Below are 26904 nucleotides of genomic sequence, written 5' to 3' on the forward strand. Positions count from 1 at the left end.
CATGGTGCAGTTCGCCGTCAACCCGACCCGGTTCGACCCGTACAAGAACTTCAAGTTCCGGGTCAAGTGGGACGGCAGGTACGTGGCCGGGGTGAGCAAGGTAAGCGCGTTGAAGCGGACCACCGAGGTGGTCAAGCACCGCGACGGCGGTGACCCGTCCACCAGCCGCAAGTCGCCCGGGCGCAGCGAGTTCGAGGCGGTGACGCTGGAGCGGGGGCTGACCCACGACGCGGAGTTCGCCGCGTGGGCCGGGAAGATCTGGGCACTGCACGCCGGGCTCGGTTCCGAGGTGTCGCTGGCCGACTTCCGCCGGGACATCACCATCGAGCTGCTCAACGAGGCCGGCCAGGTCGCCCAGTCGTACCGGCTGTTCCGGTGCTGGGTGTCGGAGTACCAGGCACTGCCGGAGCTGGACGCCAACGCCAACGCGGTGGCGATCGAGCACATCAAGCTGGAGAACGAGGGCTGGGAGCGCGACGAGGCGGTCGCCGAACCGGCCGAGCCCCGGCTCGGGTCGTGACCGGAGGTCGGCTGACCGAGGCGGAGCTGGTCTCCGCCTGGGACCACGCGCTCGACCGGCCGGCGGCACACCGTCCGCTGGTGCTGCTCGGCCGCCCCGACGCCGAGCGGCTGCCGGTCGGTGCGGTGGCGGCCCTTCTGCTGCGGACCGCGGGGGACTGGACCGGTGGGCGGGTGGAGACCGTCATGGACTGTCCGGCCTGCCCGGAATGCCTCGAGGTGGGCTTCACCGTGGCCGAGCTGCTGGCCGCCGCGCCGGAACCGCCGACCGGTACGTTCACCCTGGACTGGCGGGGTCACCGGCTGACGCTGCGCCTGCCCACCCCGGCCGACCTGGCCGAGGCGGCGCGCGCGGGTGACCGGGCGGCCGCCGAGCGCCGGCTGCTCCAGAGCTGTCTGGTCGCCGCCGAGCCGCCGGTGGCCGAGCCGGCCGAGCTGCTGCCCGCCGTGTCGGCCGCGATGGCCGAGCGGGACCCGCTCGGGGTGGTCGCCGTGGCGCTGACCTGCCCGGCCTGCGGCGCCGGAACCGAGGCCCTGCTGGACCTGCCCGCCTGGGCGTGGCAGGCCGCCGACGCCCGGGTCCGCCGGCTGCTCGGCGAGGTGCACCGGCTGGCCCGCGCGTACGGCTGGTCGGAGGCGGAGGTGCTCGGCCTGGGCCCGCACCGCCGGGCCGCGTACCTGGAGCAGGTGCCATGACCGGCTACCTGGCCGCGCTGGCCGCCCTGGCAGTGGGCAGCGCGCACCGGCTCCAGCCGCGCATCCTCGGCCGGTTCGAACCCGAGCAGCCCGAGGCGGGCGGCGGGTTCGAGGCGTACGACATCGAGCGGGACGCCCCGGTCCCACCGCGCCCCGCGACCCGTCCGCCGGCCGTGCCGCCGGCGCCGCCCGGCACCCCGCCGCCCGCCGCCGCACCGGCGCCGGCGCCGCCGGTCGGGCGGCCGGCGGCGGCCACCGCGCCGACGGTCGAGCCGGTTCCGGCGGCCGTGCCGGCCGTTCCCGCCGCCGCGCCGCGCGAGGCGGCCCTGCCGCGTCCGGCCGCGCCCCAGCCGGTCACCCGGGAGGAGACGACCCGGGTGCTGCGGGAGGTCACCCTCGACCGGGTGGTGACCGGGCCCCCGCCGGCCGGGCCGATCGAGCCGCCGCCCCCGCCCGCCGCGCCGGGCCCGCCGCCGCAGCCGGCACCGCCCCCGGTCACGGCGGCCGTGGTACGGCCCGGGCCGCCCGCTCCGCCGGGGCGCGTCGCACCGGTGACCCGGGCCGCCGTCCGGGCACCGGAACGGCCCACCGTGCACGTCCACATCGGCCGGATCGACGTCCGGCTCGCCCCCGGCCACCGCCCGGTCGCCGCCGCCGGCCCGCCGGTCCCGCCCGCCACCCCGCCGCCCGCCGCCGAGCCGGGGCCGGCCCCCGAGCTGGAGGCCTACCTGCGCGACCCGGGAGGGCCACGATGAGCACCGCGTACGCCCTCGCCGCGGTCACCGCGGTGCTGCGCGGCCAGCTGATGGCCTACCTGCGCGCCACCGGCGCCTCCTCGGCCGTGGGTGGGGTCACCGTGTCCGCCGGCCCGCCCGACCGGGTGACCGTGGGCAACCAGGAGGGCAACCAGGTCAACCTGTTCCTGAACCGGGTCACCCGCAACCCGTCCTGGGCCAACCTCGGCCCGCCGCCGCGCGACGCGGCCGGCGACGACGTGGCCGCTCCGCCGCTCGGCGTGGACCTGCACTACGTCGCGAGCGTCTACGGCCACGATCCGCTGACCAGCGAGATCCTGCTCGGGCACCTGCTGGCGATGCTGCACGAGACGCCGGTGCTCACCCGCACGGCGATCCGCCGGTCCCTCGCGCCCGACCCGCCGGATGCGACCCTGCCCGCGCCGGTCGCCGACTCCCGCCTCGCCGAGCAGTTCGAGCAGCTGCGGATCGCCACCACCAACAGTCCGGGCGGGGAGGAGACCTTCCGGCTCTGGTCGGCGTTCAGCGCGCCGTACCGGACCAGCGTCTTCTTCGACGTCTCGGTGGTGCTGATCGACCCGGTGCGCGGCGCGCGGGAACCGCTGCCGGTGCGCGCGGTCACCGCCGGCACCGTCGACGTCGCCGGGCCCGAGGTCGACCAGGTGCGGGCGGACGGCCCGACCGGCACCCCGGTCACCGCCGGGGCGACCCTGGTGGTCACCGGCCGCAACCTGACCGGCCGGGACACCCGGATCCGGATCGGCGCGGCCAGCGCCAGCCCGGCGTCCGCCACCGCCGGGGAGCTGCGGGTGCCGCTGGCCGCCTTCGACCGGCCGGTGCCGGCCGGGATCTCCGGACTGGTCGTCACCCACGCCGTCGACCTCGGCGACCCGCCCAGCCCCCGGCCGGCGCTCAGCTCGGACGCGGTGCCGGTCACCTACCGTCCGCTGATCACCGTCGCGCCCGCCGACGTGGTGGTCGACTCCACCCGCACCGTCGACGGGGTGCCGCTGCGCACCGGCGCGGTCACCGTCACCGTCGACCCACCCGTCGGCGCGACCCAGCAGGTGACCCTCGCGCTGACCGGCGGCACCGGCACCGTGCTGCCCGGACCGACCGGCAACGGCGTCGCGCCGGGCGCCGACAGCACCGACCGGATCCGCTTCGGCTTCCGCGACCTGCCCGCCGGCACGTACCTGGCCCGGCTGCGGGTGGACGGGGTGGACAGCCCGCTGACCGCCGACCCCGCCGGCCGGTACACCGGACCGTCGGTGGTGCTGTGATGCCCGCCCCGCGCCCCGCCGCCCGCTGGCCCGCCCCGCCGGTCGCCGCCACCGCCGACGACGGGCTGCCCGCCGAGGTGGACCGGATCCGGCTGCTGCTCAAGGGCGAACCGGCGGACCCGCCGTCCGCCGGCTGCCCTGCGCTGGACCGGATCGCCGCCGGCTTCGGGCTCAGCGGATTCGAACGCGACGTCCTGGTCGCCGCCGTCGCAGGGGAGCTCGGCCTGCTGGACCGCCCGCCCAGCTTCGCGTGGTGCCTGGACACCCTGCCCGGCCCGCACTGGGACGCGCTGGCCGCCGACCGGCCGCTGCGCGCCGCCCGACTGGTCGAGCTGGGTGACGGGCCGCTGCCGCACGCCCCGGTCCGCCCCGACGAGCGGATTCTGCACGAGGTGCGCGGCGTCGGCCACCTCGACGAGCGGCTCCGGCCCTACCTGACGGACCTGCCGGCCCCACCGGCCACCCTGCCGGCGAGCCGGCGACGGGCCGCCACCCAGCTGGCCGAGGCGTGGCAGGCCGGCCGCCGCGCGCTGCGGATCTGCGGGCCGGACCGGGCCGACCGGACCGACGTGGTCGCGCTGGCCGTCGCCACGGTGCGGCGGACCGGTCACCGGGTGTCCGCCGCCGACCTGCCCCGCGCCGTCACCGACCGGGACGCCTTCGCCCGGTTGTGGAACCGGGAGGTGGTACTGGCCGACCCGGTCCTGGTGGTCGAGCTGGCCGGTGACGAGCCGCCCGAGCTGCTGACCACCGTGGAGTACCTGCTGGCCCGGATCATCGGTGACGTCCTGGTCTCCACCCCACGGGCCGTGCCGCTGCACGGGGTCGGCGTCGGGCCGGTCGTGGACCGGCCGACCCGCGACGAGCAGCGGGAGCTGTGGCGGCGGGTGCTGCCCGGCCGCGCCGGCGGGCCGGCCGCCGCACTGGCCCGCGAGTTCGACCTGGCGCACAGCGACATCCTCGCCACCGCCGGGCGGCCCGGCGCCGATCCGGTCACCGCCGCCCGCGACCTGGTCCGCGCCGGGGTACGCCGGGACCTCGACGGTCTCGCCGAGCGGATTCCCGTCCGGGCCGGCTGGGACGACCTGGTGCTGCCCGCGCCGGCGCGCGAGCAGCTGCGCCAGCTCACCGCCGCCGCCGCCGGCCGGGTGCTGCTCGCCGAGCGGGGTTTCGGGCAGCGCACCGCCCGGGGGCTGGGCGTCACCGCGCTGTTCGCCGGGCCGAGCGGCACCGGCAAGACCCTCGCCGCCGAGGTGGTGGCCGGCGCGCTCGGCCTGGACCTGCACCGCATCGACCTGGCCACCGTGGTGAGCAAGTGGATCGGGGAGACCGAGAAGCAGCTGCGCCGGATCTTCGACGCCGCCGAACGCGGCGGCACCGTGCTGCTCTTCGACGAGGCCGACGCGCTGTTCGGGCGGCGCTCGGAGGTGAAGGACAGCCACGACCGGTACGCCAACATCGAGGTGTCGTACCTGCTGCAACGGATGGAGCAGTACCGGGGCGTGGCGGTGCTGACCACCAACATGCGCACCGCGATCGACCCGGCGTTCCTGCGCCGGTTGCGGGTGGTGGTCCCGTTCGGACACCCCGGCCAGGCCGAGCGGGCCGACCTGTGGCGGCAAGCCTTCCCGGCCGGGTTGGCCACCGACGGCCTCGACCTGGCCCGGCTCGCCGAGCTGGACCTCACCGGCGGGGACATCCACACCATCGCCCTGCGCGCCGCGCTGGTCGCGTCCGGCGACGGGGCCCCGGTCGGGATGCGACACGTCCTCGACGCGGTCGCCGCCGAGTACGCCAAGCACGACCGGCCCGCGGACCCGGGACTGTGGACATGAACATCGAGGTGCACGTCCGCGAGCTGGTCCTCACCGGGGTCGAGGTGCCCGACCCGGCCGCGCTCACGGCCGCCGTGACTGCGGCGCTGACCAGGCTGCTCACCGACCGGGGCCTGCCGAGGACCGCCCCCGCGCCCGGGCCGCTGCGCGCCCGCTCCGACGCCGACCTGCCGGCCGCCCTGGCCGAGGCGATCTGGGCCGGGCTCGGCCGCCCCGGATATCCGGAGCCGGGCCGATGACCGAGCGCGAGGCGGCGGTCCACGCCGCGCCGGCCCCGGACCGGGACGACGCCCCGGCGCGGGACGCGGCGCTGGCCGCGCTGACCAGTGACATGGTCGGCCGGTGGGCTCCCGCACTGGGCCTGCGGCCGGACGCGGTGCGGGTGCACCTCGGCGACGCCGGGCGCCGGGCCGGCAACCACGGCGTCCGGGGCCTCTTCGCCGACGGCGCGCTCTACCTGGCCCCCGGCTTCGACCCGCAACGGGCCACCGGGCGGGCCCTGCTGGCCCACGAACTCGGGCACCTGGCGCAGGCGAGCGCGGCGCCCGGGGCGTACCCGAACCGGACCGACCCGGAGGCCGAGGCCCGGCAGCTCGCCGAGGCGGCCGCGGCCGGCCGGCCGCTCTGGGCGCCGGCGGCGCGGCTGCCCACCGGCGCGGTCGCCGCCGACACCGGCGCCGTCGGCACCGCCCCGTCGCCCCCGGCCACCACGGCGGCGGCGAGCGAGACCGAGACCGGGCTGTTGGAGTCGCAGCTCAGCGAGACCGTCGACCGGCGCTACCGCGCGGAACGGGCCCGGCTGATCGACCTGCTCGACGGGTTGTGGGTCTCCGGCGACGACGTGCGGGGCTGCCTGCGGGTGCTGGACACGATGCCCTTCCTGGTCGCCCGCAACCTGGTGCACAGCCTGCCCGCGAACCGCCGCACAGACCTGGCCCGCAACCTCGACGACGACCACCACCGGCTCTACCCGGGCGCCGCCCTCGCCGCGCTCGGCGGCCAGACGCCCTACCTGCTGCGGGTCCTCGAAGCCGGCAACGTGCACGGGCTGAGCACCGAGGGGCTCGGCCCGGTCGAGCGGCGCACCGCGCTGAACGTGGTGCGCGCGCTGCGCGACAGCGTCCTGCGGGAACTGCTCAACGGCGACCGCAAGGCCTTCTTCCACGCTCTGGTGGCCGAGCGGACGCCGCGCGGCACCGACGCCGCCGCGCTGCGGGCGCAGCTCACCGCGCTCGGCGGGGTCGACGACGAGAGCCGGCGGCTGGACGGGGACGCCGACCTGCGGACGGTGTCGCGGCGGGCCGAGCGGCTGATCGGCGAGCACCGGGCCCCCGCGGCGCTCGACCTGCTCGCCGCGCTCGCCACCGCGCCGTCCACCGCCGGTGGCACGGCCGCCACCGCGCCGAGCGGCGGCGCGGCCGGCGCGGGTACGGCCACCGCCGGGCCGCCGGAACCCGGTGCGCGGCTGCGCCACGTGGTACGCCGGCTCGACGAGGCCGGCCGGCTCGACATGCTCCTCGACGACCTGCCGTGGGAGGAGAAGCGGATCGGCGCGACCCTCGGCCCCCGGCTGCTCGTCGTCCTGGCGGCCCGGGAGGAGCACCAGAATCTGACCCGGATCGAGGGGCTGCTGTCGTACGGGGTCTTCGACTGGGCGATCCGCGACCACGAGGCCCGCTTCGCGTACCTGCTGGTGCGCAGCCTGCCGCTGGCCGCGCAGGACCGGTGGCGGCGGCTGGAGCAGGGCCGGTGGTTCGCCCGGCTGGAGGAGAACATCCCGGCCGAGGACATCCTCGGCGGCCGGTACACCGGGGTGGGCAGCCTCGCCGAACCGCTCGACCCGGCCCGCCGCAGCGCCGGGCAGGTCGACGCCGGTCGGGTCGTCGAGGAGATTCACCGGGAGGTGCAGGCCGGGCTGGACGGGACGCGGGCGGTCGCGCTGGTCCGCCGGCTGATCGGCCTCGACCAACCGACCGGCGCGGTGACCGGCGGGGCGGCCGCCCGGGGCCGGGAGACGCTGCGCACCGCCGTCCACCGGCTCGACGCGCTGCGTGACCTGGACCGGATCCTCGACGCGCTGCCCGACGCCCACCTCACCCACGAGATGTGGCGGACCGAGGTGCTGGACCTGCTGGCCCTGCGCGACCCCGCCCACCTGGAACGGCAGGCCCGCCAGCTGCTCGCCCTGGGCCTGACCGACTGGGCGGTCAACCCGCGCGAGGCGTGGCTCGCCTTCCAGCTGGTGCGGAACCTGCCGGTGGCCGACCAGGCCCGGCTGGAGGCCGAGGACCCGGACCGGTGGGCCCGGATGCGCTCGGCGATGACCCCGCAGATGCGGGCCTCCCTGGCGGTCACCGCGATCTCCGGCCCGCGCCGGATCGAGGCCCGCGACCAGCTCCGCGACCGGCTGCGCGACGACCGGCTGTGGCGGGCGGACCGGGCCACCGAGCTGCGCTCGATGATCGTCCAGCTGTACGCCCTCGACGACCGCCGCTGGGTGTTCCTGCGCTCCCGCGACGTCCGGGCCGACCAGGTCCCCGGCCTGCGCGAGCTGGTCGACCAGCTGCGGCTCTACCACGCCCGGCTGCGGCCCTCGTTCGAGCCCGAGACGCTGCGCACCGACGACGCGCCCACCGTGGTCGGTGACCTGGCCCGGCTGGTCGCGGTCGGGCTGAAGCTGCTCTTCCTCAGCCGGACCGGGTTGAGCATGTTCACCCAGGAGGTCACCCTCCGCGAGTTCGACCTGCACGACGCGCAGTGGATCAGCGGCGACCTCGGCGGTGCCCGGCTCAGCGACACCGACCGCGCGCACACCAACCGGCTGTCCGCGTCGGTCGACGCCCGGCAGGGCATCCTCCGCGTCCGGCTGCCCCGGCTGGAGCTCGACGGGTTCAACCGGACGTTCACCGGCAGCTCCCTGCGTACCGGCCGGGTCGTCCTCACCGGCCTGGACATCGTGGCCTCCTTCTCCGACCGGGGCTACGAGCGGCCGGTCGGCGCGCAGGCCGGGATGACCGGGCTCAGCGTCTCCGACGTGGTCTACGCCAGCGACTCGCTGCCGGGCGGGATCCTCGGGCTGACCCGTTTCGGCCTGTCCAGCCTGGCCTTCCGGGCCGGGGCGACCGGTCGGGAGGACGTCACCGAGCCCAGCCGACGGGGCTGGATCGGTATCCCGCTGATCGACCCGCTGATCCACCTGCTGCACAACGTGATCTCGTTCTACGGCGGCCTGCCGTTCCTGTCGAAGATCAGCGACGCGCTGCTCGCCCCGTACACGGCCGGGGCGCCCTTCCTGGCCCGCCAGTTCGCCTCGCTGAGCGCCGGGGAGATCTTCACGCCGCTGGCCAACGCCACCATCGGCCTGCTCACCGACGGGGTGATGCGCCCGCCGCGCACGGTGGGGGAGCGAGCCACCGACGCCGTCGCCATGCTGCACTCGCTGCGGGTCAGCTTCGCCAACGCCACCGCCGAGGGGCTCTCCTTCGCCGGGATGCAGCAGGTCGGCCGGATCGAGGTCGGCCGGACCCTGATCGGGTTGGGCAACAGCCTGCCGGCCCGGTTGCGCGCCGAGCAGGACTCGCTGCGGGAACGGCTCGGCCGGGCGACGGTCGCCGAGCGAGCCGCGTTGCAGGACCGGCTGAGCCGGGTGACCAGGCAGCTGACCGAGCTGGAGCCGCTGGAGCGGGAGCTGCACCGGCTGGAGGCCCGACACCGCTGGAACGCCGAGTCGCTGACCGAGCCCGAACGGCGTCGCCTGGTCGCGCTCTCCGACCAGCTCCGCCAGACGGCGGGCGGCACCCTGGACATCGGCGGGATCCGGGTGACCGGGCTGACCGGCCGGGTCGAGGCCGCCGGTCTGGAGATCGACCCCATCCACGCCGAGGGTTCGGTGCCCTCCCGGTCGGGCGAGTACCTGCCCGACGACGAGCTGATCGCCCGGTTCCGCCGGGACCGCACCGCCCCGGACGCCGCCACCCTCGCCCGGGGCAGCACCGCGTCGGTCACCGCCGCCGGCGTACGACTGCTGCCCGGCGCGGACGGGCAGCCCGCGCTCCGGGTCACCGCCGCCGAGCTGCCCACCCGGGAGCAGGTCGCCGCCCAGCTCGGCGCGCTGCCCGACGAACCGCAGTGGGCGGCCCGCCGCGCCGAGCTCACCCGCTGGCTGACCGACCTCGACCGGCTGCGCGTGCTGGCGGCCCGCCCCGCCGAGCCGGTGGACGCCGCGGGCCGGTACGTCCCGGGTCACCGCAGCGCGGCCGAGGAACGCGAGTTCCAGGAGCTGCGGGAACGGGCCCGGCGGTACTTCGGCCTGTCGGTCGGCGGGTTGACCGTCAGCGGGTTGAGCGCGGCCCTGGACCCGGCCACCCTGGGCGCCGAGATCCGGCTGGCCGAGGTGACGGCCACCGACGTCCGCAGCGGCGCGACCATCGTGGAGCGGATCGAGGCTCACCGGTTGCGGGCCCGCGCCGACCTGGACGTCGCCGGCGGCGGCCTGCTCCCCGCCGAGCTGAGCGGCCCGGCCGCCGAGGCCGGCCTGCCCACCGGGCGGGCCGCCGTGGGCTTCGGCGTCGGCGACCTCACCGTCACCGGGCTGTCCGGCCCGGGTACGACGGCCGGGCGGATCGCCTTCACCGCGCCCGCCCGCGCCGACGGCAGCCCCGGCGAGGCGATCCACGGCCGGGTGGTGCCGCAGGGCGACGACCTGCGCCTGCCCGACCTGGTCGTGGAACGCACCGAGCTGACCGGGGTCACCATGCGGTCGGCCACCCGCAGCCTCTACTCCCGGGGCAGCACCCGGATCGGCCGGATGAGCCTCGACGTGCTGGTCCGCACCGCGCCCGCCGCCACCGGCCGACAGGTCCGGGGCGCGCTGATCCGCACCATGGTGATCGACCGGATCGACGCCGACCGGATCGGCATGGACGTCACCGACCCGGCGCCCGGCTACTCGGTGGAGGTCGTCTCCGGCGCGCTGGTCGGCGTCCGGGTGCAGGACCTGGAGCTGGACCTCTCCGGCGAGGAGATGACCTACTCGGGCCGGCTGAGCATCGGCCAGCTCGACCAGCTCCGGTTCAGTGTGCTGTCCCGGGCGCTGCAGGGCGGCCCGACCACCATCACCGGCACGGTCGGCGGCCAGCCCGTCGGCCCGGCCGCCGCCGCCGTCACGGTGGACCTGATCCGGGCCGGCGCGCACCGGGTGGACCCGGCCACCGGCCGGATCCTCAGCGACCCCACGGACAGCCAGCAGATCACCCTCAGCGGGGTCACCCTCGCCGACACCACCCTGCGCACCCCCGACGGCTCGGTCACCGTCCGCCGGGCCGGGCTGGGCGGCCGGATCGTCACCGAGCAGGCCGGCGGGCTGCGGTTCGAGGACATCGGCCCGTCCCGCATCGAACTGTCCGGAATCGACTGGCGGGCCGGCGACGGCCGGATCGTCTCCCACGGCCCCACCGTGCTGGACGGTCTCACCGTCACCGGCCGCTGGGACAGCGCCCCGGAGCGGACCGGTCCCGACGGGCAGGTCCGGCCGCCCGGCGACGCCGAACTGCTCGTCGAGCGCCTGCACATCGACCGGATCACCAGCCGGGACCTGCGCTACCGCAGCGGCGTGCTGGACATCGGCCTGGGCCGCCCGGTGCCCACCCCGGCCGGGCAGCCGGACCTGCCGCCGCTGGAGGTCCTCGACGTGAACGTGCGCGGCCTGCGCTGGTCGCGGGCGGCGGGGCTGGTCGCCGGCCGGATCACCACCGGCGCCACCCGGCTGGAGATCGCCGGGCGGGTCGACGCGGCGCTGCGGGTCGACGCCGCGCTGTCGGCCGCCCAGATCACCCTGGCCTTCGGCCGGGGCGGCCACGTCGAGGCCCGGGTCACCGGCGCGGCCGGGCACCTGGGCACCGGCCCGACCCCCGGCGAGCACACCCAGCAGGTCCACTTCGAGGGCCTGGACACCGGACTGGTCAGCATCCGACCGGACGGGATCGACATCGGCGCCAACGGCGGCCCGGGGCTGCGGCTGGCGACCGTGTCGGTGGACGCGCTCAACTGGCAGGGCCAGTCCCTGGGCCTGCGTATCCGGCCGGGCGAGGGCGCCATCACGTTGCTCGACATCCGGGCGCGGGCCCGGATCGACCTGCACCCGCCGGGCACGCCCGGCGGGCGGTTCCGCCGGCTGCTGCTGCGCGAGCTGGTGGTCGGGCAGACCCGGGCCAGCGGGCTGCTGGTCGACCTCGGCGACGGCACCACCATCCGGCTGGCCGCCGACCGGGAGATGGTCCTGGGCGAGCTGCGGCTGCGCCCCACCCCGCCACTGGACGGCTTCCTGGTCGAGGCGACCCACACCGCGCAGGGCATGCGAATCATGGGCGGGCTGGACCTGGGCGCGATCAGCGCACCCCGGGTCGGCTTCGACATCGGCACCTTCCTCTCCGGCGGCACCGCCGACTTCGGCGCGGCGGGGCTGACCGTGGACTTCCTGGACCACGGCGGCCTGCGGCTCAACCTGCGCCAGCCCACCCTCACCGCGATCCGGGCCCAGGTCACCGCCGACGCCCGGCGGGAGCTGCGCCTGCTCGGCGCGCCCGCCGGCCGGCCGGAGTACGGGCTGCGGTTCACCGCCATCGGCTACGAGCAGGGCGGGGCCGGCCTCGGCCCGAGCGCCGGGTCCCCGCCCGCCACCGTCACCGCCACCGGCGGCGAGATCAGCGGCCTGACCTTCGTCGACCACGGCATCGGGTTGTACGTCTTCGTGCAGCGCGGGCTGCTCGGCGACCTCACCCACGAGATCACCTCCGGCGCGGGCGAGCTGCCCTCGCTGGACATCCGCGACGCGACCTTCGCGCTCGACCTCGGCATGCTGCTGGGCGGCGGGCCGAGCCCGACCCCCGCCCCGACCACCAGCCTGCAGCGCCGCCGTGAGATGGCGGCGGCCTGGGACGGACTGCTGCGCATCCTGAACACGTACAACCTGAGCGAGGTCCTCGACAGCCTCAACGGCCGGCTGGACTTCGACCTGGTGCACTCCGGATTCGTCTGGGGCGAGCGGACCTGGGAGGCCCGGCTGGCCTTCCACGACGGGGCGTTGGACTACCGGCGGATGACGGGCGCGCTGCCGTGGTGGACACCGGGGAATTTCATCGTCGAGGGTGACGAGCTGGTCTACCGGGTGGTCATGCCGAATTTCGCGCCGGAGGCCGCGGGCGCGCAGGAGCCGACCAACATCGACCTGCTGCGCTGGCGGCTGCCCACCGGCGAGGTCCGGCCGGCCCGGGAAGAGCACCTGATCCGGTTGAACCGGCTGCTGCGGCCCACCCCGGAGTCCCGGGACGAACTGCTGCACACCATCGCCGACGTCCGCAGCGACCAACCGTCGCCGCCCGGACGGCTGGCGATCCGCAACATCGACGCCGACCTGTCGGTCAACAACCCGCGGGAGATCATTCTCCCGCTCGGCGGCGCCAACGAGATCGTCCTGGCCCCCGACGCCCTGCTCGGCCTGCGGATCGGCGGCGGGATCAGCCGGGCGGCCGACGGCAGCGACCAGCCGGGGGCGCTGCGGCCCATCTCCCTGAGCAGCGCGACCGTGGCGCGGGTCAACCTGCTCTTCACCGGCCTGGGCCTGCAGACCGGCCAGATCCGGGTCACCGACCTGACCAACGCCTCGCTGACCTTCGACGGGCTCAACCCCCGGCAGTTGCAGGGCCGGATCACCCGGGCCGTCGCGGAGCGGATCCGCTGGCGCCGGCCCTCGACAGGAGGCACCCCGTGACCAGTCCGCTCAGCCCCCGCCTGCTCCGCGCCGGCCTGGTGGTCCTCGACCCGGACAGCGGCCGGACCCGGCGGGTGATCACCCTGCAGTACAACCCGGACGCGCTGACCCGGGGCTTCCAGCTCAAGACCGGCGGCGCCGAGGGCGGCGCGAAGGGCGAGGCGCTGCGGATCACCGGACCGCCGGTGCAGACGCTCACCCTGGAGGCCGAGCTGGACGCCGCCGACCAGCTCGCCGAACCGCGGTCCAGCGCCGACGCGGTGGAACTCGGCCTGACCGCGCAGCTGGCCGCCCTGGAGTCGCTGGCCTATCCCAGCCTCACCGCCGTGCAGGACGCCGCGGCGCTGCTGGCCGCCGGAACCCTGGAGGTGGTGCCGCCACCGGCGCCGCTGGTGCTGCTGGCCTTCGGGCGGCGCCGGCTCTGGCCGGTACGGATCACCGAGCTGACCATCACCGAGGAGGCGTTCGACCCGATGCTGAACCCCATCCGCGCGAAGATCCGGCTGGGCCTGCGGGTGCTGACGGTCAACGACGTCGGCACCGCCGGCCGGGCCGGTGGCCTCGCCATGGCCGCCCACCAGCAACTCGAACAGCTCGCCGGCCGGGCGCGCGGCGGCCGGCTGACCGACCTCGGAATCGACCGGCTGCCGTGACCGCGCCGCTGCCACCCGAGACCGACCCGGCCCTGGTCGCCGCCCGCAGCCGGGTCGCCGAGACGCTGCTCGCCGCGACCGGCGGTAGCACCGCCGGCGTACCGGGGGCGGGCACGATCGCGCCGGAGAGCCGGTACGCCACCGTGGGCACCGCGGTGACCGTGGACCCGGACACCGGGCAGGAGGTCGTGCACCTGCGCCGCCGGTTCGTGCCGCCCGCCGACCGGCTCGCCACCGCCGGCTGGGAGCAGGTGGCCGACGGTGACCGGGTCGACCTGCTGGCCGCCCGTACGGTTGGCGACCCGACCGCGTTCTGGCAGCTCTGCGACGCCAACGGCGCGTTCGACACGGCGGAGCTGGAGCAGCCGGGCCGGGTGGTCCGGGTCGCGCTGCCCGAGGGGTTCCCCGGAGCCGGCGATGCCTAGGGGAGTGCGGCTGCAACTGCTGTTCGGGCCGCTGACCTTCCGGCCCGCCCCGTACGAGCTCATCGAGGCGTTGCAGGAGGCGCAGGTCACCCAGAACGCCGGCCAGCGCTCCGGCTTCCAGCTGCGGTTCGCCCTCGGCCGGGGCTCGCTGGTGGAGCGGATGCTCGCCGACGGCAGCCTCGACCCGCCGACCCGGGTGCTGCTGGTCCTGCACCTGGACGGCCGCCCGCAGGTGCTCTCCGACGGCGTGGTGACCCGCCACGACGTGGCCCGCAGCAACGAGGCCGGCGCGTCGACGCTGACCCTGACCGGGGTCGACGTGAGCCAGATGATGGACCTGATCGACCTGTCGGGCCTGCCCATGCCGATGCCCGCCGAGGCGCGGGTGCTCACCCTGCTGGCGCCGTTCGCCGCGTACGGCGTGGTGCCGATGCTGGTGCCCAGCGTGCTGGTGTTCGCCCCGAACCCGATCCAGCGGGTCCCGGCCGTGCGCGGCACCACCTTCGCGTACGTGTCGCAGCTGGCCGACGAGGTCGGCTACACCTTCTACGTGGAGCCGGGTCCCACGCCCGGGATGAACACCGCGTACTGGGGGCCGGAGGTCCGGGCCGGGCAGGCGCAGCCGGCACTGACCGTCAACGCCGACGCCTTCTCCAACGTGGAGTCGCTGTCCTTCTCGTTCGACGGGGTGCAGAAGACCGTCTACCTGCTCACCGCGTTCCCGGAGCAGGTCCGGGTGCCGATCCCGCTGCCGGTGCCGGACGTCAGCCCGCTGAATCCGCCGCTGGGCCGCAAGATCCCGATCCCGCTGTCGTACCGGCGGATGAACATCGGCCGGTCGGACCCGAGCCGCACCGACGACGCCACCGCCCGGATGGACGTGGTGCAGACCCTCGCCCGGGGCCTGGCCCGCGCCGCCCAGTCGGCGAACGTGATCACCGGCTCGGGCTCGCTGGACGTGCTGCGCTACGGCCGCCTGCTGCGGTGCCGCCGGCTGGTCGGGGTGCGCGGCGCCGGACGCGCCTACGACGGCGAGTACGTGGTGAAGAGCGTGACCACCACGGTCAAGGCCGGCGAGGTCAAGCAGCGGTTCAACCTCAGCCGCAACGCCCAGATCTCCACCTCGGGAAGGGTCGACGCATGACCAGGTACTACGGCAAGTATCGCGGCACGGTGGTCAACCACGTCGACCCGTTGCAGCAGGGCCGGATCCAGGTGACCGTTCCCGACGTCACGCTGCCGCCGTCCACCTGGGCGATGCCCTGCTTCCCGCTGGCCGGCATCCAGTCCGGCATGTACGCGGTGCCGCTGCCCGGCACCGGGGTCTGGGTGGAGTTCGAGCAGGGCGACTCCGACCACCCGATCTGGACCGGCTGCTGGTACGGCTCGAAGGCGGAGATCCCCGCCCTGGTGTCGGCCGCCCCGCCACCCACCCCGCCGATCGTGCTGCAGACCCCCGGGCAGGCCACGGTGATGGTCTCCGACGCCCCGGGCCCGGCGGGCGGCATCCTGCTCAAGACGCTCACCGGGGCGATGATCTCGATCAACGACACCGGAATCGTCATCTCCAACGGCAAGGGCGCCTCGATCACCCTGGTCGGGCCGACCGTGGCCGTCAACCAGACCGCGCTGACGGTGACCTGATGCCCGGCCCGCTGCTGCACGTCGGCGCCGTGCTCTCCTGCCCGCACGCCGGGCCGGTCACCCCGCAGACCGGCAACTCCCGGGTGCTGGTGGGCGGCCTGCCGGTGGTGACCGCCGCCGACGCCTATCCGGTGACCGGCTGCCCGTTCCAGGTGCCGGTCGGCGCGGGCACCAAACCCCAGCCCTGCGTCCGGATCCAGTGGACCACCCCGGCGGCGCGGGTGCTGGTCAACGGCCAGCCGGCGATGCTCGCCGTCAGCGTCGGGCTGGGCGTGAGCGCCGAGGGCATCCCGCAGGGGCCACCGACGGTGGCCGGCTTCCAGATCAGGGCGGTGGCGTCGTGACCTACCCGGCCTTTCCCTGGCGTCCCGACAACCGGGGCCGCTCCGGGCTGGCGAGCCCGCAGCGGCACGTCGCGGATCTGGTCGAGGCGGTGCTGTTCACCTCGCCCGGCGAGCGGGTGAACCGGCCGGACTTCGGCGCCGGCCTGGGCCAGCTGCTCTTCGCCCCGGTCGACGAGGCGGTGGTCGGCGCGGCCGAGTTGCAGGCGCGCAGCGCGTTGCAGCGCTGGCTCGGCGAGCTGATCGAGGTCGACGACGTCCGGGTCGACCTGGCGGAGGCCACGGTCCGGGTGCACGTCGGCTACCGGCTGCGCGCCACCGGCCGGCCGGCCGAGGTCGCCATCGTGAGGGGGAGCAGATGACCGTGCGGTGCACCGACGACGAGCGCCGGGCCGAGGTGGCCCGGCCGGGCAGCGGGTTCAACGGCATCGACTGGGTCGAGGTGGACGCGGCCGACCAGAAGCTGCTGCGGGTGGGGTTCCTGCACCCGCTGCCGGGCCAGCCCGACGGGGTGCCCACCGGCGCCGCGCCGGCCGCCGGCAATGTGGTCGTCGAGGGCGGGGTGCGGATCACCGGCGTACGGGTGCTCAGCGTCTCCGCCGCCGGCGCGGAGCTGACCGTCCGGGTGGACCGGGCCGGCGACTTCTCCCCGTACACGCTGCGGCTGGTGCGCTCGGCGGTGGACGACCGGGTGCCGGCCGGCTTCGACCCGGTGCTGGCGGAGGCGACGTTCTCCTTCAAGGCGAACTGCCCGAGCGACCTGGACCCGGCCCCGGCGGCCCCGGCCGGGCCGGCGCCCCGCCCGGCCGGCGCGCCGGCCGACTACCTCGCCAAGGACTACGCGGGGTTCCGGCGGCTGATGCTGGACCGGGTGGCGGCCCTGCCCGGCTGGGCGGAACGCAACCCGGCCGACCCGCTGATCACCGTGGTGGAGGCGCTGGCGCACGTCGCCGACCGGCTCTCCTACCGGCAGGACGCCGCCGGCACCGAGGCGTACCTGGGCACCGCCCGCAGCCGGATCTCGGTCCGGCGGCACGCCCGGCTGCTCGACTACGCCGTGCACGACGGCTGCGCCGCCCGCGCCTGGCTCAGCGTGCGGGTCACCGCCGGTTCGGACGCCGAGACCCAGGGCATCCCGGCGGGCACCCCGGTGCTGGCCGCCGACCGGGCCACCCCGGCGGTGCCGGCGGCCGACGCGGTGGCGCTGCTGGCCGGCGGCGCCACCGGGTTCGAGACGCTGACCGCCCTCACCCCGCGGGCCAGCCGCAACGAGATCGCCCTGCACGTCTGGGGCGGCCGGGACTGCTGCCTGCCCGCCGGCGCGGTCGGGGCGACCCTGCTCGACCAGCCGGCCACCGGCCTGGCCCCCGGCGACCTGCTGCTGCTGGAGGAGGTGGTCTCGCCGGCAACCGGGCGCCGGGCGGACGCCGACCCGACGCGGCGGCAGGTGGTCCGGCTGACCTCGGTACGCCCCGGCACCGACCCGGTGGCGCGGGTGAACGTGCTGGAGGTCGGCTGGAGCGCCGCCGACCGGCTGGCCTTCCCGCTGACCGTGACCGCACCGGTGGCCGGCTCCGGCACCGACCACCTGGTCACCTGCGCGGTCGCCCGGGCCAACGTGGTGGCCGCCCAGCACGCCATCGGAGTACGCGGCCAGCTCCCGCCCGCCGAGGAGACCCGCTGGCGACCGCTGCTGACCGCCGAGCCGGTGGCCGCGGCCACCCCGTTCCCGGCCGACACCCCGGCCAGTCAGGCGCTGACCCAGGACCCGCGCGCCGCGCTGCCGCTGATCCGGCTGGAGACCACCGAGGGCAGTTGGCGGCCCCGCCGGGACCTGCTCAACGCCGACCGGTTCGACCAGGGGTTCGTGCCCGAACGCGAGGGCGACGGCCGGGTCGTCCTGCGCTTCGGCGACGACGTGTCCGGTCGCCGCCCACCGGCCGGCACGGTGTTCGAGGTGACCTGGTGGCGCGGCGGCGGCGCGGCCGGCAACCTCGGCCACGACGCCCTGACCACCCTGGTCACGGACCGCTCCGGCGTGCTGGCCGTGACCAACCCGCTGCCCGCCGTCGGGGGCACCGACCCGGAGGACACCGAGCACGCCCGCCAGCACGCCCCGGTCGCCTTCGGAACCCAGGAACGGGCGGTGACCACCGCCGACTGGGTGGCCGCGGCGCTGCGCCTGCCGGAGGTGGACAACGCCACCGCCCGGATCCGCTGGACCGGTTCCTGGTGGACGGTGTTCTTCACCCTCGACCTGCGCGGCGGGCAGCGGCTGGCCGGCGAGCCCGGGCTGGCCCGCCGGCTCGCCGGGCGGCTGGACCGGTTCCGGGTGGCCGGGTACGACCTGCAACTGCGCGACCCGGTCGACCTGCCGGTCGAGCTGCGGCTGTGGGTGTGCGTCACGCCCGGGGCGTTCCGCTCCGACGTGCGGCGGGCCCTGCTGGACCTCTTCTCGGACCGGGACCTGCCCGACGGGAGCCGGGGCTTCTTCCACCCGGACCGGTTCAGCTTCGGCACGCCGCTCTACCTCAGCCAGCTGCTCGCCGCGGCCGTCACCGTCCCGGGCGTCACCGACGTACGGGTCACCGAGCTGCACCCGGTCGGGGTGGCGCCCGGCGGCGAGCTGACCGCGCGGGTGCTCCGCGCGGGCGACACCGAGGTGATCCGCCTCGACAACGATCCCAGCGTGCCCGAGCACGGCATCCTGCACCTCGACCTGGTGGGTGGACTGTGACGACACGAGCGGGCCGTGGGCCCAACCCGCCCGGCCGGGGCAGCGTGAACTACCGGCTGGGCCGGCAGGCGGACTTCGCCGCCGACATGCTCGCCCGGCTCGGCGCCCGCCCCGAGCTGGCCGGGCTGACCACCCGCGAGGTCGACGACCCGGCCGTGGCCCTGCTGCACGCCTGGGCGACCACCCTGGACGTGCTCGCCTTCTATCAGGAGCGGATCGCCAACGAGGGCTTCCTCGGCACCGCCGGCGAGCGCGGCTCGGTGCTGATGCTGGCCCGGGCCATCGGGTACGAGCTGCGGCCCGGTGTCGCCGCGACGACCTGGTTGTCGTTCACCGTCACCGCCACCCCCGGCGCGCCGGACGGGGTGCCGATCCCGGCGGGCAGCCAGGCGCAGAGCGTGCCCGGCCCCGGCGAGCTGCCGCAGGTGTTCGAGACCGTCGAGCCGCTGGTCGCCCGGCCGGAGCTCAACGCGGTGGGGCTGCGGGTCACCGAGCCCCGGCCGCCCCGCCCGGGCGACGAGACGCTGACGCTGGCCGGCGCCGACACCGTCCTGCCGGCCGGCAGCGTGCTGCTGGTGCTCGGCCCCGACTGGTTCGACGTGCGGCGGGTCCGGGCCGCCACGGCCGTGCTGCCCGCGCCGCAGGCCGGCGGGGACGGCCGGCAGGTGGTGCCCGCGTACACGGTGGTGACGCTGGACGCGCCGCTGGCCGCGCAGGTCCTCCCGGTCGAGCTGCGGCCCCGGGTCACCGGGGTGCAGGTGCACCTGCTCGCGCAGCGGGCCGCCCTGTTCGGCTTCAACGCCCAGCCGTGGTCGGCGCTGCCGGTGGCGCTGCGGGTCGGCGAGCTGAACCCGGGCACCAGCAACCAGGTGCTGCCCGGCGCGTACGCCGCCTGCAAGGACAGCTGGGCGGACGCCCCGCTCGCCGCCGCGGACCGCGACCTGCACCTGGACCAGTCGTACCCGGCGATCCTGGCCGGCTCCTGGGTGGTGCTGGAGACCGCCGGGGCGGCGCAGGTGCGCTGGGTGAGCGCGGTGGCCGAGGTGCCGGTGGCGGACTTCGGCATTGCCGCCCGGAGCACCCGGATCACCGTCACGGGCGGCGACTCGAACACGTTCTCCCGGCGGAGCACCACTGTGCTCGGCGACAGCCGGCAACTCGCCGTGGCCCCGCGACCGGAGACCGCCCCGCTGGCGAAGGTGGCCACCCTGGAGCTGGCCCGCCCGACGCCCGGCCTGGAACCCGGCCGCCGGCTGGTGCTCACCGGCGTCGACCCGACCGGCGCGGCGGTCTCCGAGGTGGTCACCGTGCTCCGGGTCCGCGGTTCGTCCACCGTGGACCTCGACAGCACCATCGCCCACGCCTACCGGCGGGACAGCGTCCGGCTGCTCGGCAACGTGGCGAAGGCGACGCACGGCGAGAGCCGGGCCGAGGTGCTCGGCGGCGGCGACGCCCGGCAGGCGTTTCAGCGGTTCACCCTCCGGCACGCGCCTCTGACCCACGTACCCGCCGCCACCGCCAGCGGGGCGCGCACCACCCTGGCCGTCTGGGTGGACGGGGTCCGCTGGCAGGAGGTCCCCGCGCTGCTCGGCCAGGCTCCCACCGCCCGGGTCTACACCGTCCGCCGGGCCGACGACGGCACCGTCACCGTCACCTTCGGCGACGGCCGCACCGGCGCCCGGCTGCCCACCGGGCAGGACAACGTGGTGGCCACCTACCGGTCCGGCATCGGCCGGTCGGCCGACCTGGCGGCGGGACGGCTGACCATCCCGCTGTCCCGCCCGCTGGGCCTGATGGAGGTCACCAACCCGGTCCCGGCGGCCGGCGCCGACGACCCGGAGAACGTGGACCGGGCGCGGCGCAACGCGCCGCTGGCGGTGCGTACCCTCGGCCGGGTCGTCTCCCTCGACGACCACGCCGACTTCGCGCGGGCCTTCGCCGGCGTCGGGAAGGCCCGCGCCGACCTGGTCTGGGACGGCGAGCGGCAGATCGTCCTGCTCACCGTCGCCGGGCCGGACGGCGCCGCGATCCCGGACGGCGCGCAACTGCGCACGGACCTGCTCCGCGCGCTGGACGCCGCCCGGCAACCCGCCGTGCCGGTCCGGATCCTCGGCCACCGCCGGCGCCGGGTCGCGGTGACCGCCCGGCTGCTGGTCGCCCCCGGGCACCGCTTCGTCGCGGTCGCCGCCGCGGCCCGCGCGGCCCTGGTCGCCGGCCTCTCCTTCGACGCCCGGGACTACGCCCAACCGGTACGCGCCAGCGAGGTGCAGGCCCTGCTGCACCGGGTGTCCGGGGTGGCCGGCGTGGTGCTGGAACTCCTGCACGACGCGGAGCTGCCCCCGGGCCTGGCGGACGTGATCGTGGCCGCGCCGGCCCGCCGCGCCGGCGACCTGCTGCTCCCCGCCGACCTGCTCACCGCGGACGCCGGCGACGTCACCCTGCTGGAGGCATCGTGAGGGCCGAGGAGATCTGGGGGCTGCTGCCCGCCGCGCTGCGCAGCGAGGACGAGGCCGCCGGGGGCGTGCTGCGCGCCCTGGTCGAGGTGATGGCCGAGCAGGCCGCCCTGCTCGGCGCCGACGTCGACCAGCTCTCCGACGACTGGTTCGTGGAGACCTGCGCCGAGTGGGTGGTGCCCTACCTGGGCGAGCTGGTGGGCACGGGCCGGCTGCACCCGCTGCCCGACGCGGCCGCCTTCTCCGACCGGGCCCGGGTGGCCGACACCATCCGGTTCCGGCGCCGCAAGGGCACCGCCGCCGCGCTGGAGGAGCTGACCCGGGCGAATACCGGCTGGAGCACCGCCGCCGTCGAGTTCTTCGAGCGGCTGGTGATCACCCAGCACGTCAACCACCCGAAGACCGCGCCGGCCACCGCGGCGATCCGGGACGCCGGGCCGCTGGAACTGGTCGGCGGGCCGTTCGAACCGGTCTGCCGCACGGTCGACGTGCGGGCGATGGGCGCCGGCCAGGGCCGGCCGAACATCCCCAACATCGGCATGTACGTGTGGCCACTGCCGTCGTACCGGCTGGACCGGGCCACCGCCGCCCCGGCGGCCGACCCGCCGGACGGCCGGTGGTGGATCGAGCCGGTCGGGATGGGCCGGCAGCTGACCGGGCCGACCGTGACCGAGCCGGACATCGACCACCGCGCCGACGAGGCGAACGTGCCGGGCCCGTTGCGCCGCCGGCCGCTGCGCGACGAGCTGGCCGCGCTGGCCTCCGCCGCGCCGCCCGCCCCGGAGGAGCTGCGCTGGTTCCGCGAGGACGACCCCTCCTTCGTGGTGTGGATCCAGCCGACCGCGGCGGACGAGTTGCGCGCCGTACCCCTGGAACACCTGCGGATCTGCGACCTGACCGGGTGGGAGCTGCCCACCGGCAGCCTGGTCCGGGTCGACCCGGTGCTCGGCCGGGTCACCGTCGCCGCCGGGCGGCCGGTGCACCGCCTGGCGCTCTCCTGGTGGTACGCGTTCAGCGCCGACGTCGGCGCCGGCCCGTACCCCCGCCGGGGTGACCTCGGTGCGGCCGACGGCCCGGTGGACTGGCAGCTCGGGGTGAGCGCGACGGAGCCGCCCCGCGCGGGCGAGGTGGTCGCCTCGCTCGGCGAGGCGGTCACCGCCTGGCACGACTGGCAGGCGGCCCATCCCGGCACCGCCGGCCGAATCGTGCTGCTGGACAGCCACCGCTACGCCGAGACGGTCGCGGTGCGCATCGGGCAGGGCAGCCGGCTCACCCTGCTGGCCGCCCGGTGGCCCCGGCCGCCGGACCGGCCCCGCCGGCAGACCGACCTGGACCCGGTCGGCGTACGACCCTGCCTGCTGGGCGGCCTGTCGGTCACCGGCGCCGGCGCGGGGGACCGCCCCGGCGAGCTGGTCGTCGACGGCCTGCTGGTGGCCGGCCCGGTGGCGGTGGTCGCGCCGTCCGCCGGCGGCCCGGGGCTGGGACGGCTTGAGCTGCGGCACTGCACCGTCGGGCCCGGCGCGACCGGGCTGACCGTGGCGGCCGGCAACGAGCGGGTCGAGGTGGCGCTGCACCGGTGCGTCACCGGGTCGCTGGCCGTCGGCGACGGTCCGCTCACCGTCACCGACACCCTGGTGCACGGCGGGATCGGCGCCGCGGACGCGGAGGTCGAGCTGGCCGGCGTGACCGTGCTCGGCGCGACCGGCGCGCGGGTGCTGACCGCCACGGACTGCCTGCTCGACGGCGTGGTCACGGTGGCCCGCCGGCAGCAGGGGTACGTGCGGTTCAGCTACCTGCGGCCCGGTTCGGTCACCCCGCGCCGCTACCGCTGCCAGCCGGACCTGGCCGTGCAGGCGCACCCCGGCGACCCGGACGTGGCCACCCGCGTCGGGCCGGCCTTCGCCAGCACCCGGTACGGGGACGCGACGTACGGCCGGCTCGCCGAGACCGCCGCCGCCGAGCTGCGCACCGGCGCGGAGTCCGGTGCCGAGATGGGCGCGTTCCGACGCGCGCTCACCCCGCAACGCCTCAACAACCTGGCCCTCGCCCTGCGGGAGTACCTGCCGCTGGGGCGGGTGGCATCTCCCTTGCCCGTGCTGCCGACCGGAGGAACCAGACCATGAAGGGCGACATCAGCCGCTCGACGTTCGACCAGCGGCGGCACGCGACGAGCGTGCGCAAACAGCAGGGCCGGGTGGACCTGGACGCGGACTGGAACGAGCAGCAGGACATCCAGGCGCACCTGCGGACGACCGCGCTGACCGACCTGGTCGGCCCGGCCGGGGCGCCGCTGACCAACGGGGCGTTCGCGCTGACCGGGGGCGGCGGCGACCTGAAGCTGTCGGCCGGCCGCTACTACCTCGACGGGGTGCTCTGCGAGAACGACGCGCAGGTCTCCGTCTTCGCCCAGCCCGACCTGCCGGCCGCCGGCCCGTTCGTGCGCAAGCTCGACGGCGCCTGGCTGGCCGCCGGCGCCGCCGTCCCCGCCGGGGTCTACGTGGCCTGGCTCCAGGCCTGGTCGCAGCACGTCACCGCCATCGAGGACGCCGGCCTGCGCGAGGTGGCCCTGGGTGGCCCGGACACCGCCACCCGGCTGCGCACCGTCTGGCAGGTCCGGCTGGTGCAGGCGGGCCCGCCGAACACCCCGGTGGGCTGCGCCGACACCCCGCCCGGCTGGGCGGAGCTGACCGCCGCCTCGACCGGCACCCTCGCGGTCCGCGCCGATCCGACCGGCGCTCCGGGCGGCGACTGCGTCATCCCGACCGGTTCCCCGTACACCGGCCTGGACAACCAGTGCTACCGGGTGGAGATCCTCGCCGGCGGCGCTCCCGGCGCGGCGACCTACGTGTGGTCCCGGGACAACGGCTCCACGGTGGCGACCTGGGAGAGCATCGACGTCGACGTGCTGACGGTGAAGGTGCCCGGCCGCGACGGCAGCGCGGGCTTCGCCAACGGGTCCTGGGTGGAGCTGACCGACGACACCCGGGAGCAGAACGCGACGCCGGGCACCCTGGTGCAGGTCGACCGGGTGGAGGGCGACCGGATCGTGATCCGCCCGGCCACCGCCACCGGCAGCCTGAACCGCGCCGACTTCCCCCGGCGGCCGCGGGTGCGCCGCTGGGACGGCCGGGGCACCGTCCCCGCCGGCGGCGCCGAGCTGGACCTGGAACTCGGCATCAAGATCCGGTTCGGCGCGGCGGGCAGCTACCGGACGGGGGACTGGTGGTCCTTCCCCGCCCGCTCGGCGGTGCACGACGTCGAGTGGCCGAGGACCGGCACGACGCCGGTGCCGCAGACCCCGCACGGCCCGCGCCGGGCCCACGGCCGGCTGGGCGTCCTCGGGTACGACGGCAGCCAGTGGAGCGTGCTGCGCGACTGCCGCCCGGTCTTCGCCCCGCTCATCGGTCAACTGACCCTGAGCCTGCTCGGCGGGGACGGCCAGGAGGCCGTGCCGGTGCCGAACAGCCCGGCGACGCTGGTGCCGCTCGGCCACGACCTGGCGGCGGGCGTGTCCACGGGCGGGCAACCGGTGGCGAAGGCGCGGGTGCGGTTCACCGTCACCATCGGCCAGGGGAAGCTGACCGCCGGCGCGACCACCGCGAGCACGGTCACCGTGGAGACCGGTACGGACGGTCGGGCCCGCTGTGCCTGGCAGCTCGACTCGGGCACCGCCACCCAGGAGGTCACCGCCCAGCTCCTGGACGAGGCGATGCAGCCGGCCCACCTGCCGCTCACCTTCACCGCAGGCCTCTCCCGCGCCGACCGGGTGTCGTACGACCCGACCGGGCGGCCGTCGCTGGCCGGGGCGACCACCGTGCAGGCCGCCATCAACCAGCTCGCCGCGGCCAGCACGGGCGGCTGGGCGACGCTGACCCTGCGGCCGGGCATCGACTGGGTGCAGGCGTTGAACACCCTGCCCGCCGGGGACGCGCTGATCTGCTTCGCGCCCGGGCTCTACACCAGCAACACGCCGGTGACCTTCAGCAACCGGGCGAACATCCGGCTGCTCGGCAGCGGGCCGGCGAGCCGGATCCAGGTGCAGGGCCACGAGTACGCGCTGCTCTTCGCCAACTGCGGCTCGGTGTCGCTGTCGCACCTGTTCGTGGAGACCCCCGGCCCGGCCGACAGTTCCGGACGGCTCGGTCCGGTCAGCGCGATCAACTGCACGGAGGTGACCGTCGAGCACGTCCGGCTGGCCGGGGTCGCCGGCGCCGCGCCGCGCAGCACCTGCCTGACCGTGCGCAACGACCAGGGCACCCCGCCCGGCCGGGTGCGGGTGCTCGACTCGGACTTCCTGATCGGTCACGGCCAGCAGGGGGTGCTCCTGGTCAACCCGGACCACGCCGTCGTCACCCGGTGCCGGTTCAGCACCCCGCCCCGGCCGCTCGCGCTGACCCTCCAGGAGCTGGTCAAGGACGAGAAGTTCCGCGGCGAACTGGCCACCCAGCTGGTCGGCCGGCTGGCGCTGGACCGGGCGGACCGGCTGGAACGCGGCGACTTCAACACCGTGGTCCGGGTCGGACAGTGGGGCGTACGGATGAACTCGACGGTCCCGGAGAGCGAGTGGAAGACCCTGGCCGCCCTGAACCCGCCGACGCCGGAGGACCTGCGCTCGGACCAGAGCGCCGGGGCGTACCTGCACCGGCTGGCGGACCTGGCCGCCGCGGACCCGAGCCGGCTGCCCAGCTACAAGCGGCAGCTCAGCTCGCTCAAGGGCCGCCTCGGCGACGCCGCCGGACGGATCTTCGACACCGACGAGGGTCGCAAGGCGCTGCGGGACTACCTGGTCGGTGAGGGCGTCAACGTGCGCAGGGCCGACGACATCGCCCGGGACCGGCGGGACGTCGCCCTGCCGGCGCCCGGGGCCAGCCTGCGCTTCGACTCCGCCCTGGCCCAGGGCGCCTGGGAGGCGGCGCTGGCCGCGTCGCCGCCGTCGCGCCCGGTGCAGACGCCGTCGGCGGCGGCCAAGCACCTGCGCTCGGTCGCCGACCGGATCCTGCTGGAGCCGGCGTTCGGCGACCGGTACGCCGCCGGGTACCGCAAGGAACTGGCGGCCGCGGCCGAGGCGTCGATCGGGGCCTGCGGGGTGGTGATCGGCGGCGGCACGGCCGTCGGTGACGTGGAGGTCTCCGACTGCCGCTTCGACCAGGTGGCCGAGGGCGTCCACATCGGGGTGTCGTACCACCCCGGTCCGCCCATCCAGGGCCGGACGATCCGGGTGACCGGCAACGACATCCACCTGGTCAAGGCCTGGTGGCGGGGGGAGGGCACGATCCGCGGCATCAAGATCGGCAGCATGCGCAACGTCTTCGTCTCGGACAACCGGATCTCCGTCTCCGGCGGCACCGGCCTGGGGATCTGGGCGTTCGCGGCCGGGGGGCCGATCCTGGCCGTGCGGGACAACCTGGTGCAGAACTGCAACCCCGGCATCATGGTCAACCCGCTCTGGTCGGGCGCCCCGGCGAAGCGCCTCTGGTCGGTGACCGACAACGTGTCGATGGACGGCCTGATCCGGGTCGAGGGCGGAGCGCGCAACGCGGGCAACGTGAGCTGAGCTGTCACATGGGTGACTGCGCCGGCTTCCGCGCCGCCCTACGCTTTCGGTGACTGCCATTCAGCACGGTTGCGGATTGCGGATGTGGTCCAGGGGTTCAAGTCCTCTGGTAGTCGCTCAACAAAGGCAAGGCGGGTCCTCACGGGCCCGCCTTGTCTGCGTGTGCGCCCCGTCCCGCCGTGTAAAGAATTCTTGACATGCCCGCCCGCCAGGGCATACCGTCCGGGTGTCAAGAATTCTT

General features: G+C 76.2%; 17 protein-coding genes. All 17 read left to right on the top strand.

Features of this window, described 5'->3' with window-relative positions; genetic code table 11:
• Position 1: 1 nt before the first annotated feature.
• The 17 genes from GA0074696_RS16150 to GA0074696_RS16230 are packed head-to-tail and all read left to right on the top strand — an operon-like array spanning position 2 to position 26663.
• Positions 2 to 520, top strand: a complete 519-nt coding sequence (locus GA0074696_RS16150; protein ID WP_088961863.1) for a phage tail protein — start codon at positions 2 to 4, stop codon at positions 518 to 520.
• A complete protein-coding gene (locus tag GA0074696_RS16155; protein WP_088961864.1) occupies positions 517 to 1215 on the top strand; it encodes a hypothetical protein in 699 nt (232 codons plus the stop codon). The genes GA0074696_RS16150 and GA0074696_RS16155 overlap by 4 nt, the downstream gene beginning before the upstream one ends.
• Complete coding sequence (locus GA0074696_RS16160; RefSeq protein WP_088961865.1) at positions 1212 to 1970, top strand: hypothetical protein; 759 nt, start codon at positions 1212 to 1214, stop codon at positions 1968 to 1970. Before GA0074696_RS16155 ends, GA0074696_RS16160 begins: the two co-directional genes overlap by 4 nt.
• Positions 1967 to 3253 (top strand): DUF4255 domain-containing protein, encoded by a 1287-nt coding sequence (locus tag GA0074696_RS16165; RefSeq protein WP_088961866.1) that lies wholly within the window; start codon positions 1967 to 1969, stop codon positions 3251 to 3253. Before GA0074696_RS16160 ends, GA0074696_RS16165 begins: the two co-directional genes overlap by 4 nt.
• Positions 3253 to 5088 carry an ATP-binding protein gene (locus tag GA0074696_RS16170; RefSeq protein ID WP_088961867.1) on the top strand — a complete coding sequence of 612 codons (1836 nt, stop codon included), beginning with the start codon at positions 3253 to 3255 and terminating at the stop codon, positions 5086 to 5088. Before GA0074696_RS16165 ends, GA0074696_RS16170 begins: the two co-directional genes overlap by 1 nt.
• The gene (locus tag GA0074696_RS16175) at positions 5085 to 5327 is read left to right on the top strand and encodes a hypothetical protein (RefSeq protein WP_157745969.1); all 243 of its coding nucleotides are present in this window, start codon (positions 5085 to 5087) and stop codon (positions 5325 to 5327) included. The genes GA0074696_RS16170 and GA0074696_RS16175 overlap by 4 nt, the downstream gene beginning before the upstream one ends.
• Positions 5324 to 12856: an eCIS core domain-containing protein gene (locus tag GA0074696_RS16180; RefSeq protein ID WP_088961869.1), complete on the top strand. Its 7533-nt coding sequence runs from the start codon at positions 5324 to 5326 to the stop codon at positions 12854 to 12856. Before GA0074696_RS16175 ends, GA0074696_RS16180 begins: the two co-directional genes overlap by 4 nt.
• Positions 12853 to 13509: a hypothetical protein gene (locus tag GA0074696_RS16185; RefSeq protein ID WP_088961870.1), complete on the top strand. Its 657-nt coding sequence runs from the start codon at positions 12853 to 12855 to the stop codon at positions 13507 to 13509. The genes GA0074696_RS16180 and GA0074696_RS16185 overlap by 4 nt, the downstream gene beginning before the upstream one ends.
• The gene (locus tag GA0074696_RS16190; RefSeq protein ID WP_197700720.1) at positions 13506 to 13934 is read left to right on the top strand and encodes a hypothetical protein; all 429 of its coding nucleotides are present in this window, start codon (positions 13506 to 13508) and stop codon (positions 13932 to 13934) included. The genes GA0074696_RS16185 and GA0074696_RS16190 overlap by 4 nt, the downstream gene beginning before the upstream one ends.
• The gene (locus GA0074696_RS16195; RefSeq protein WP_088961871.1) at positions 13927 to 15078 is read left to right on the top strand and encodes a hypothetical protein; all 1152 of its coding nucleotides are present in this window, start codon (positions 13927 to 13929) and stop codon (positions 15076 to 15078) included. The genes GA0074696_RS16190 and GA0074696_RS16195 overlap by 8 nt, the downstream gene beginning before the upstream one ends.
• On the top strand, positions 15075 to 15578 hold the full coding sequence (locus GA0074696_RS16200; protein ID WP_088961872.1) for a phage baseplate assembly protein V: 504 nt from the start codon (positions 15075 to 15077) through the stop codon (positions 15576 to 15578). The genes GA0074696_RS16195 and GA0074696_RS16200 overlap by 4 nt, the downstream gene beginning before the upstream one ends.
• Positions 15578 to 15922, top strand: a complete 345-nt coding sequence (locus tag GA0074696_RS16205) for a hypothetical protein (protein WP_088961873.1) — start codon at positions 15578 to 15580, stop codon at positions 15920 to 15922. Before GA0074696_RS16200 ends, GA0074696_RS16205 begins: the two co-directional genes overlap by 1 nt.
• Positions 15919 to 16281, top strand: a complete 363-nt coding sequence (locus GA0074696_RS16210) for a GPW/gp25 family protein (protein WP_088961874.1) — start codon at positions 15919 to 15921, stop codon at positions 16279 to 16281. The genes GA0074696_RS16205 and GA0074696_RS16210 overlap by 4 nt, the downstream gene beginning before the upstream one ends.
• On the top strand, positions 16278 to 18656 hold the full coding sequence (locus GA0074696_RS16215) for a baseplate J/gp47 family protein (RefSeq protein WP_088961875.1): 2379 nt from the start codon (positions 16278 to 16280) through the stop codon (positions 18654 to 18656). The genes GA0074696_RS16210 and GA0074696_RS16215 overlap by 4 nt, the downstream gene beginning before the upstream one ends.
• Positions 18653 to 21112 (top strand): putative baseplate assembly protein, encoded by a 2460-nt coding sequence (locus GA0074696_RS16220; RefSeq protein ID WP_157745971.1) that lies wholly within the window; start codon positions 18653 to 18655, stop codon positions 21110 to 21112. Before GA0074696_RS16215 ends, GA0074696_RS16220 begins: the two co-directional genes overlap by 4 nt.
• Positions 21109 to 23232, top strand: coding sequence for a phage tail protein (locus tag GA0074696_RS16225; protein ID WP_088961877.1), 2124 nt, complete (start codon positions 21109 to 21111; stop codon positions 23230 to 23232). The genes GA0074696_RS16220 and GA0074696_RS16225 overlap by 4 nt, the downstream gene beginning before the upstream one ends.
• Positions 23229 to 26663 (top strand): DUF6519 domain-containing protein, encoded by a 3435-nt coding sequence (locus GA0074696_RS16230; RefSeq protein ID WP_088961878.1) that lies wholly within the window; start codon positions 23229 to 23231, stop codon positions 26661 to 26663. Before GA0074696_RS16225 ends, GA0074696_RS16230 begins: the two co-directional genes overlap by 4 nt.
• Positions 26664 to 26904 lie beyond the last annotated feature (241 nt).

The organism is Micromonospora purpureochromogenes (assembly GCF_900091515.1).
Lineage (GTDB): Bacteria > Actinomycetota > Actinomycetes > Mycobacteriales > Micromonosporaceae > Micromonospora > Micromonospora purpureochromogenes.